Here is a 1,617-nt window from a genome sequence, read left to right on the forward strand (position 1 = left end):
AACCCCCTTTCCGGAACCACGCCCACCCGAGGCGACACTCGGGCCATCACGCTGCCAGCACACCAAAATCGGGCAGCAGCAAAATCACTTCTCCACGTCGAAGATCATCCGGCTGCTACTCGCGGATTCGGGTCTGACCGCCGAGGTGGTGGTCGGGTTCGCGGGTGACGTCGCGGTTGGGTGGGGGCAGGCTGGCGGGGTTGCGCTGACGCCGCTCCCCGGGAGGTTCGCTATGGCGACCCGTGTGGTGACCGTGAACGACATCCTGGATGGGCACGTGGGTCTGGATCTGGAGTGCTTCGACCGGATCTACCTCAACGGGTGGGTGCACAACCTGCAGGTGTCCGGGCAGGTGGTCAACCGCCCGCAGCCGCGCAGCCGCGCGTCCAGGTCGTCGTTCAGATCGCCTCGGCCAGTCGGCGGGCCAGGTCGACCTGAGCGATCTTGGGTCCGCGTTGGCGACCCAACCGGGTCTTGGTGCGCCGGTAGCGCTCGGCATAGACCGGATGGCGGCCGGCGTGGGTGGCGGCTTCGATCAATGCCCAGCGCAGGTATTTGGGCCCGTTCTTGCTCAGCGGGCCGCGGTGGTCCTTGCCGCCGGACTGGTAGACCCGCGGACACAGCCCGGTGTAGCCGGCCAGCTTGGTCGGGCTGGGGAAGCGGGTGATGTCGCCGATCTCCGCGGCGATGGTGTAGCCGAGCACCCACCCGACACCGGGGGTGGTCATCAGCAGCGGGACATAGCGATGATCGGCGCCCAGACGGCGCAGGGCCCGCTCGCACGTGGTGATCTCCGTGTCGAGCTGGTCGATCAGCTGCAGCGCAGCGGCGGTGTCGGCCGCCCACGGTTCGGGCAGCTCCAACCGCGCCAGTAGCTCCCGGCCGCCGACGCCGAACAGGTCGGCCACCGGGCAGGGGTGGCCGAACGCGAGCAGGGTGGCGTGGATGCGGTTCTTCAGCGCGGTGCGGTGGCGGACCAGGTGTAGCCGCCAGCGGGCCTGTTCTCGTTCGGCGCGCACCGTGGGGGTGGGCAGCCAGATCGCGGGCACCAGGTCGCGGCGCGACAGTTCGGCCAGCACCCAGGAGTCGATCTTGTCGGTTTTGCAGGCCAGCGGGGCCAGGCCCTTGACCTTCTGGGCGTCGGCGATCTCCACCTGCCAGCCCGCCAGCTCCAGCTGGTCGTGCACGAAGCGAGCGCCGTTCATCGACTCGATCGCCGCGTAGACCGGCCCGCCGAACCCGCCGATCCGCTCGGCCAGCACCGCCAACCCGCCCCGATCAGGCACCGCGGTGGTCACCGCCAACGGCGCGCCCGCCTCGTCCATCACATGAACATCCAGCCGCGTTCGACTCAAGTCCAACCCGACGTGCACCATGACAACCGGCCTCCTTCCGACACGCTCTTGGTCAGCAGTAAGCGTGCCTCCGGGGGAGGCCCCCGGCTTCATGACATTCACTGAGCGCTTCTGCTGATGTGACCAGCGCATCGGTTGGCGCCGTCCACGTCCTCGACTGCGACGAGGAAGGACGGAGGACCCTCACACTGCAGGCGTAGATACCTGACCGGGCCGCTCGCTCTTTGCACGGTGAAGCGGTCCAGGACGCGAGCCGGTTGCC

1 protein-coding gene is annotated in these 1,617 nt (G+C 68.8%); it reads right to left on the reverse strand.

The features are described from left to right. Positions 1-398: 398 nt before the first annotated feature. Entirely contained in the window at positions 399-1,487 is a 1,089-nt protein-coding gene (locus tag VGJ14_00315) for an IS110 family transposase (protein ID HEY2830836.1), read from the reverse strand. Between the last annotated feature and the right edge of the window lie 130 nt (positions 1,488-1,617).

The sequence above is a fragment of the Sporichthyaceae bacterium genome, from assembly GCA_036493475.1.
In the GTDB taxonomy this organism is placed as follows: domain Bacteria; phylum Actinomycetota; class Actinomycetes; order Sporichthyales; family Sporichthyaceae; genus DASQPJ01.